General features: G+C 70.3%; 6 protein-coding genes and 1 pseudogene. 4 read left to right on the forward strand and 3 right to left on the reverse strand.

What is annotated here, in order from left to right; translation table 11 throughout:
- The 3 genes from ACSAMQ_RS19280 to ACSAMQ_RS19290 form a co-directional block, all read right to left on the reverse strand.
- Positions 1–1,245: FHA domain-containing protein (locus tag ACSAMQ_RS19280; RefSeq protein ID WP_435397211.1), on the reverse strand; the 1,245-nt coding region annotated here is incomplete at its 3' end.
- Positions 1,246–1,387: 142 nt separating this feature from the next.
- Positions 1,388–3,451 (reverse strand): type III secretion system export apparatus subunit SctV, encoded by a 2,064-nt coding sequence (sctV, locus tag ACSAMQ_RS19285; RefSeq protein ID WP_435397212.1) that lies wholly within the window; start codon positions 3,449–3,451, stop codon positions 1,388–1,390.
- Between the two features lie 379 nt (positions 3,452–3,830).
- The gene (locus ACSAMQ_RS19290; RefSeq protein ID WP_435397213.1) at positions 3,831–4,295 is read right to left on the reverse strand and encodes a flagellar biosynthetic protein FliO; all 465 of its coding nucleotides are present in this window, start codon (positions 4,293–4,295) and stop codon (positions 3,831–3,833) included.
- Positions 4,296–4,436: 141 nt separating this feature from the next.
- Between ACSAMQ_RS19290 and ACSAMQ_RS19295 the strand changes: the two genes are divergently transcribed.
- From ACSAMQ_RS19295 to ACSAMQ_RS19310, 4 genes and pseudogenes are all read left to right on the forward strand, one after another.
- On the forward strand, positions 4,437–5,531 hold the full coding sequence (locus ACSAMQ_RS19295) for a sensor histidine kinase (RefSeq protein WP_435397214.1): 1,095 nt from the start codon (positions 4,437–4,439) through the stop codon (positions 5,529–5,531).
- A gap of 82 nt (positions 5,532–5,613) precedes the next feature.
- Positions 5,614–6,213, forward strand: coding sequence for a response regulator transcription factor (locus ACSAMQ_RS19300; protein WP_435397215.1), 600 nt, complete (start codon positions 5,614–5,616; stop codon positions 6,211–6,213).
- Positions 6,214–6,226: 13 nt separating this feature from the next.
- Positions 6,227–7,300: a type III secretion system cytoplasmic ring protein SctQ gene (gene sctQ / locus ACSAMQ_RS19305; RefSeq protein ID WP_435397216.1), complete on the forward strand. Its 1,074-nt coding sequence runs from the start codon at positions 6,227–6,229 to the stop codon at positions 7,298–7,300.
- Positions 7,301–7,303: 3 nt separating this feature from the next.
- Positions 7,304–7,618, forward strand: a pseudogene (locus ACSAMQ_RS19310) (hypothetical protein); the annotation flags it as partial.

Below are 7,618 nucleotides of genomic sequence, written 5' to 3' on the forward strand. Positions count from 1 at the left end.
GGCGACCGGGGCAGTCGTCGCCGGTGTCGCACCGGTCGCGGCGGCGGTCGCTGCGGTGCCGGCCGCCGCGGCGGCGATGGCGGCCTGCTCGGCCGCGGTTACCGGCTGCGCCTTGATCTCCTCGACCTGGCCGCTGACCTTGTTCAGCGCCCAGGCCTTGTCGCCGATGGCGATCAGCGAGCGGCCGTCGGGCATGGATTCGCCGACCGCGTACCGGGCGCCGTCGACGTCGATCACGTGCGGGTTGGCGCCGCGCACGATCTGCACGATCCGGGTCGGCGCGGTGCTGACCGGGGCCTTGGGTTCGGCGTCGACCGCGGCGACGGTCGGCCCGGCCGCGGCCTCGGCGCTCTCGTCGAGGTCGCGCGGAATCACCCGGCGCACGCCGTTGACGTCCTGCATCGCGCGCGAGGCGATCGCGCGCTTGAACTTGTCCTGGTCGGCGAAGCGGCCGGCGACCTCGACGTCGCCGTTGCCGAGGTATTTGGTCTGCACGGCCAGGCCCTGGCTGCGCAGCACTTCGCGCACGTCGGCGGCGATGTCGTCGCCGGTGCGCAGGTCGAGCCGCGCCTGCACGTTGCCGGTGACCAGGCGCTTGCGGATCATCTCGCGCGTGGTCGCGTCCTTGATCGTGCCCGACAGCACCACGCTGCCATCTTCGTTCTCGACCGCGCGGCCGCCGACGATCGAGAACTCCTTGATCAGCGGCGTCACCACTTCCATGGCGGTGGGTTCTTTCTCGAAGCCGGGCATCACCGCCGCGGCGATCGCCACCGACACCAGCGAAAGCGCGGCGAGGCCGGCGATCAGGGGCAGGTGGCGCATCGACGAGCGCGGCGGCTTGGCCAGCTCGCCGAGGTTCGGCAGGATCGTCGCCCAGGCCGGGTCTTCGCTGGCGCCGACCGCGAGCGAGGCGCTGCCCAGGTCGACCCGCTGCATCGCCGACAGCTCGGCCGGATCGCCCGGGTTCAAGGTCTGGCCGTCGATCAGCAGGGGCGCGTCGACCGCGCGCAGCGAAACCGTGCCGCCCATGCGGGTGATGAAGGCGTGGTGCGGGGCGACGCCCGGGTCGGACAGTACGATGTCGCAGTCGCCGCCGCTGCCGATCAACAGGGTTTCCTGCGCCGACAGCGGACGGCTGGCGCCGGCGTGCAGGCCGGAGACGATGCGCAGCACGCTGACCGCGGGCGACGCGGCGGCGGCACGGGGCTCGGCGGGTTCGATACGGATGTCGGGGGAAGACATGACGGACTCCTGTCTAGACGCCGCCGCTGAGGGCGGCGCGTACGGCCGGGCCGCGCGGAACGCGCGCACCCACCGGCCGATGATGGATCGGGGAGGTTACCTGGCGATGGAGGCTGGGACGTTGCATCGTCTTGGCGCTCATCTAGGCATTGACCTGGCCGGCCTGCACGATGCGCAGGTCGGGTGCGAGTTCCTGGTAGGACAGCACCGGCAGTTCGAAGAAATCGATCTCTAGCAGCTTGCGCAGGTGTCGGCGAACGTCCAGTGAACACAGCAGCACCGGCCGCACGCCCTCGGCCTGGCGGCCCAGGTGCGAACGCACTTCGGCGCCGAGCCGCCCGGCCAGCTCGGGCGAGATCGCCAACTGGGTGGCGCCGCCGGCGACGCGCACCGACTGGCGCAGGCGATCCTCCAATTCAGGATGGATCAACAGCACCTGCATCGTGCGTTCGCTGTCGGCGTAGCGGTCGGCGATCTCGCGCTTGAGCGCGACCCGCACGTATTCAGTCAGCAGCACCACGTCCTTCTCGCGCCCGCCGACATCGGTGATGGCCTCGAAGGCATCGCGCAGATTGCGGATCGGCACGCCTTCCTCGACCAGCCGGCGCAGCACGTCGGCCACGCGCTGCGGCGCCACCACGCGCAGCATTTCCTTGACCAGGTCCGGATAGTCGCGCTGCATCTTGCCGAACAGGTTCGAGGTCTCCTGGATGCCGATGAAGCTGCCCATGCGGCGCTCCAGCGCGGCGCGGCAGTGCTCGACCAGGGTGGCCAGGGCATCGCGGGTCTCGCCGCCGGTCTGACCGGTCCACTCGCCGGCCAGCGGCGGGAAGAACCCGGCGAGCTTGGGCGCGCCGGCGTCGCCGCTGCGGGCCGGGCGGAACTGCGCGTTCGCCGACAGCCGGCCGAAGGCGATGCGCGCGCCGTAGGCGGTCAGGCGATAGCCGCCGAGGCCGTCGCCGTTGTCGAGCGCCGGCACCACCTTGACCACCGGCACCGGCAGCGGCACGCCGTATTCCTCGCGCAGGCGGCGGGCGACATCGACGATGCGCTCGCGCACCGTGGCCTCGCCGAACGCCGCCGCCAGCACCGGCGACAGGTCCAGCTGCAGCGGCGCGGGCGGGGCGATCTCGTCTTCGTTGACGACCACGTCGTCGGTGCCGCGCTCGCCTTCCGGCACCCGGAACGCGCGCCGCAGCAACACCGAGCCGTGGCGGTAGCGCCAGGCGGCGAAGCCGAGCAGCACCGCCGACAGCAACAGGAACACCAGGCTCGGAAAGCCCGGCACGAAGACCATCAGGAAGGCGAGGCAGCCGGTGATCAGCAGCACGCGCGGCTGGCCGGTGACCTGGCGGGTGATCGACTCGCCGAGGTGGCGGTCGTCCTCGTCGCCGGCGGTGCGGGTGACCACCAGGCCGGCCGCGATCGTGGCGAGGATCGCCGGGATCTGCGAAACCAGGCCGTCGCCGATGGTCAGGATGCTGTAGGTGTGGGTGGCGTCGCCGAGGGTCATGCCCTTCTGCAGCACGCCGATCGCCAGGCCGCCGAGCAGGTTGATGATGATGATGACGATGCCGGCGATGGCGTCGCCCTTCACGAACTTCATCGCGCCGTCGAGGCTGCCGTGCAGCTGGCTTTCGACTTCGAGCAGGCGGCGCTTGCGCTTGGCCTCGTCCTTGTCGGTCAGGCCGGCGCGCAGGTCCGAGTCGATCGACAACTGCTTGCCGGGCATCGCGTCGAGGGTGAAGCGCGCGGCGACCTCGGCCACGCGCTCGGCGCCCTTGGCGATGACGATGAACTGGACCACGGTGATGATCAGGAACACCACGAACCCGACCACCAGGTTGCCGCCGGCGACCATGCTGCCGAAGGTTTCGACGATGTGGCCGCCGTTGGCCTCGAGCAGGATCGAGCGGGTGATCGCGATCGACAGGGCCAGGCGGAACAGCGTGGTCAGCAGCAGCACGCTGGGGAAACTGGAGAACGCGACCGGGGTCGGGATGTACAGGGCGATCAGCAGCAGGCCGAAGCCGATGGCGATGTTGACCGCGACCAGGGTGTCGATGATGGCCAACGGCAACGGGAGGATCATCACGCCGATGATCGTGACCGCTGCGATGGCCAGCACGATATCGCTGTAACCGGCGCGACGCCGGGGCGTCGCGCCGGGAGCGGCGGCCATCAGGGAACTCAACAATGCGCGCATTCGGTCAGTCCCGGTTCCTGAGAATCGAAGAGCGGACCTCGTTCGGGCGCGCAGCCGCGACGGCGCGGCCCCGCGGCGTCTGGCCACGGGTCGCGATCGAAGTGAGTTCGGCCCTGCATCGAACGGTGAAAGCAGTCACTGCCCTACCACATACCCCTGAGCACCCAGCCATGGCGCCGTCCTTACACGATCCCGGTTCGGACGCCCGATACTAAGTGCTGATTGTCATCATTTGTGTGAACGAGGTGCTTATTGTGCGGGATATGCACAATCACGCCCCCTCGCTCTCGGGCGGCTACATTCGCGCGCATTCATCATTGTTTTTGTGAGCCCGTGCGCAATTGCGCAATTGCGTTCGACTAACGTAGCCGAAGACTCGTCACGATTCGGCTTCGGCCGCGGCGACGGTCGATTCCGGTATCGTCGTCGCAGTCGGCAATGGGGCGACGTCGGCGGAATCGAGTTCGGCGATCAGGCTCATCGTTTGTCCGCCGACCCCGATCGCCAGGGCGCGGCCGCTGCGCGTGCGCAGCACCACGATGCGCTCGCGCGGGCCGACCGGAAGCACCTGCAGGACCGACAGCGGATTGTCGCGCGCGGTCAGTCCATGGCGCTTGCGCAGGTAATACAAGACCGCGACCAGGCCGACCAGGACCACCGCGACTGGCAGCATGATCGATAGCAGTTCGAGGAAGAACGAAGGCGGTTCGGGAACGTTCGCCGGAGCCGCGGGGGTCTTGGCCGCCGCCGCGAAGGCCAGCGCGGGCGCCGGCGACAGCAGCGCGGCCAGGGCCGGCAGCGGGGAGCGTTTAAGCAGCGAGCGCAGGGGGAGCAGTATCGGCATGGTGGGTCTGTGCGGAACCGGTAACGGGGCGAGAGGAGCGGCGAGGCCGCGCCGACATACCGTAGCAGCCCGGCCGCCCCGCAACGGCGGCGGATCGTCGCTTCACGTCGACGAGTCGTCGCGCATGGCATTGATGTGAGCATGGTCACAGCGAAACGTCGTAGCAAACCCAGCGATGAATCGGGCGCGGCCAGCGCCCCGGACCACGACGCCGGCCTGTTGGGCGCGGTCCCGTTCGCCTGCGCGATGTTCGCCGGGGACGGCGCCCTGATCGCCGGCAACGCGCGTTACCGCGAGGAATTCGGCGAACTGGCTGAACATGGTGAACGCGTGGCCTTGCTCGCCCGCCTGCAAGGCGAGGCCGGCGACGGCGAGCGTCCGCGCGAAGTGCTGGCCCCGCACAGCGGCCGCTGGTACGCGCTGCACTGGGGCCGTGCCGAGCACGGCGGCGGCGCGGTCGACGTGCTGACCGCGGTCGACATCAGCGAGCGCATCGAGACCCTGGACTCGCACAAGACCCGCCAGGAAAAACTGCTGTTCACCTCGCGCCTGATGTCGGTCGGCGAGATGGCCGCGACCCTGGCCCACGAATTGAACCAGCCGCTCGCGGCGATCATGAATTACCTCAACGGCAGCCTGCGCCTGGTCGAACAGGCCGGCGGCCCGGTCCAGGTCGAACGCGCCCTGCAGGCCGCGCGTACCCAGGCCGAACACGCCAGCGCGGTGATCTCGCGGGTGCGCGAGTTCGTGCGCGCGCGCGAACCGCGCCGCGACGCCCACGACCTCAGCCAGATCGCCGCGACCGTGCTCGAGCTGCTGCGCCTGGAGGCCGAGCGCCTGCAACTGCGCATCGACCTCGGCCTGCCGGCGCGGCTGGCACCGGTGTTCGCCGACCGGGTGATGATCGAGCAGGTGCTGCTGAACCTGGTCAAGAACGCCATCGAGGCGATGCGCGAGATCCCGACCGCGCGCCGCGAGCTGCGCATCGACGCGCGCATGAACCTCGACGACCAGATCGAGGTGCGCGTGTCCGACCGCGGCGCCGGCCTCAGCCCGGCCGAGCAGGACCAGCTGTTCTCGCCGTTCTTCACCACCAAGACCGACGGCCTCGGCATCGGCCTGGCGATCTGCCGGTCGATCATCGAGTATCACGAGGGCCGGCTGTTCTTCGAGCCGCGCGAGGGCGGCGGCAGCGTGTTCGGCTTCACCCTGCCGCGTTACGAAGCCAGGACCTGAGCACGATGCCCGAACGCTTCCGAGCCGCCCGCGCCGTGCCCGCCGCCCGCCTCTCGCCCGCCGCCCCGGGGAACACCCGCCCATGAGCGAAGCACGCATCTACCTGGTCGACGACAACGACGGCTTCCGCGATTCGACCGCGTGGCTGCTCGAAACCGCCGGCTTCGAAGTCCAGGCCTACGCCTCCGGGCCGGCGTTCCTGGAGGCCTATGCCGGCGAACGCCACGGCGGAGGCGCCCACTGCATCGTCTCGGACATCCGCATGCCGCTGATGAGCGGCCTGCAACTGCAGGAAGAACTGCGCCGGCGCGGCATCGGCCTGCCGCTGGTGTTCGTCACCGCCCACGGCGACGTGCCGCTGGCGGTCGAGGCGATGCGCAAGGGCGCGTCCAACTTCCTCGAAAAACCCTTCAGCGACGATGCCCTGATCGATGCGATCCGGGCCGCCATCGCCAATGCGCGCAACCATGCCGCCGAGGCCGGCGACGACCGCCTGGCCCGGCTCAGCCCGCGCGAACGCCAGGTCATGGACCTGGTGGTGGCGAGCAAACCGAACAAGATCATCGCCGACGTGCTCGGCATCAGCGTCAAGACCGTGGAACTGCATCGATCGAACATGATGAACAAACTCGGGGTACGCTCGCTGCCCGAACTGATGAAGGTGGCGCTGGGCCATGGGTGAGACGAGCGAAACGATGACGCCGACGCATTCGGCCGGCGCCGCCGGCCTTGCCGCTTCGCCGCGCGGCCGCCTGCCCTCCCTGCATCCCTGGCAGGCCGAGGCGCTGCGCGACGTGTTCGCGCTGCGCCAGCGCTGGCCGACCCGCGACGGCGGCTGGCTCAGCTTCGTGCCGGCCGAGCCGGCGCACGGCGAACTGGTCACGCTGGAAGGCGACGGCGCGCGGGTCAAGCTGCGCTTCGACAGCAGCCTGGCCAACGCCGGCGACACCGGCCTGCACTGGAGCGACTACCAGGGCCGCTCGCGCCTGCTGGCCTGGAGCCTCGCCCACGAGACCCAGCTGGTGCGGCTGAGCCAGGGCATCGACGTCGCCCTGATCCCGATCGTCGACGACGGCGCCGGCGACCCGATCCGCGCCGCCCACGCCGAGGCCGAAGCCGAACTCGACGGCCTGTGGCTATCGTTCGTGATCACCGACGGCAGCGGCGCGCAGGTGCTGAGCCGCGGCACCCTGCGCATGCCGGTCAACTGGGTCGGCCAGTTGCTCGCGCGCGCCGAAACCCCCGAACCCGGCTACGGCGAGGACCCGCGCGCGCGCTGGGCCGACCTGCCGGTGCCGATCGCGATCCGCTGGGCCGGCCCGTCGTTGCGCCATGCGCAATGGCGCCAGCTGCGCCCCGGCGACGTGCTCGTGATCGGCAACTCCCAACGCCCGCCGCCGATCCAGGCGCAGGTGCCCGGCTTCGCCTGGCCGCTGGCGCCGGCCGCCGACGGCTGGCGCATCGACGGCGCGCCCTTAACCCTTTCCACGCACCAGGAGACCTCCGCGATGAGCGACACCGAGTCCGCTGCCCCCGAGTCCGCGGAACCCACCGCACCGGACGTTCCGGTCCGCCTGGAGTTCGACCTGGGCCGGCTCGAATGCCGGTACGACGAACTGTCCGGCTTCCAGCCCGGCTACGTGTTCGCCCTGCCCTCGCGCCTGGAAGGCGCCAACGTGGTGATCCGCGCCAACGGCCGCGACGCCGGGCGCGGCGAGATCGTCGCGGTCGGCGACACTCTCGGCGTGCGCCTGATCGCCTGGAGCTGAACCATGGATTTCAGTTCGTTCTCGCCGGCCTTGGTGCTGATCACGGTGGTCAGCCTCGCGCTGGCCCCGTTCGTCGCGGTCATGGTGACCTCGTTCACCAAGATCGTGGTCGTGCTGAGCCTGCTGCGCAACGCGCTGGGCCTGCAGCAGGTGCCGCCGAACGTGGTCATCAACGGCCTGGCGATCGTGCTGTCGATCTACGTGATGTATCCGGTGATCCTGGAGACCCACGACGCGATCAACGCCCGGGTCGGCGGCGGCACCGCCGCGACCGCGACCCAGGGCCAGCCGCCCGGCAGCGCAGCGCCGGCGGCCGCA

This window comes from Lysobacter sp. 1R34A (assembly GCF_051217035.1).
Lineage (GTDB): Bacteria > Pseudomonadota > Gammaproteobacteria > Xanthomonadales > Xanthomonadaceae > Lysobacter.

What these genes read in the sequence shown, in the direction of transcription:
- sctV (WP_435397212.1), bottom strand. Translation starts at nt 3,451, where the DNA reads ATGCGCGCATTGTTGAGTTCCCTGATGGCCGCCGCTCCCGGCGCGACG.
- ACSAMQ_RS19290 (WP_435397213.1), bottom strand. Translation starts at nt 4,295, where the DNA reads ATGCCGATACTGCTCCCCCTGCGCTCGCTGCTTAAACGCTCCCCGCTG.
- ACSAMQ_RS19295 (WP_435397214.1), top strand. Translation starts at nt 4,437, where the DNA reads ATGGTCACAGCGAAACGTCGTAGCAAACCCAGCGATGAATCGGGCGCG.
- ACSAMQ_RS19300 (WP_435397215.1), top strand. Translation starts at nt 5,614, where the DNA reads ATGAGCGAAGCACGCATCTACCTGGTCGACGACAACGACGGCTTCCGC.
- sctQ (WP_435397216.1), top strand. Translation starts at nt 6,227, where the DNA reads ATGACGCCGACGCATTCGGCCGGCGCCGCCGGCCTTGCCGCTTCGCCG.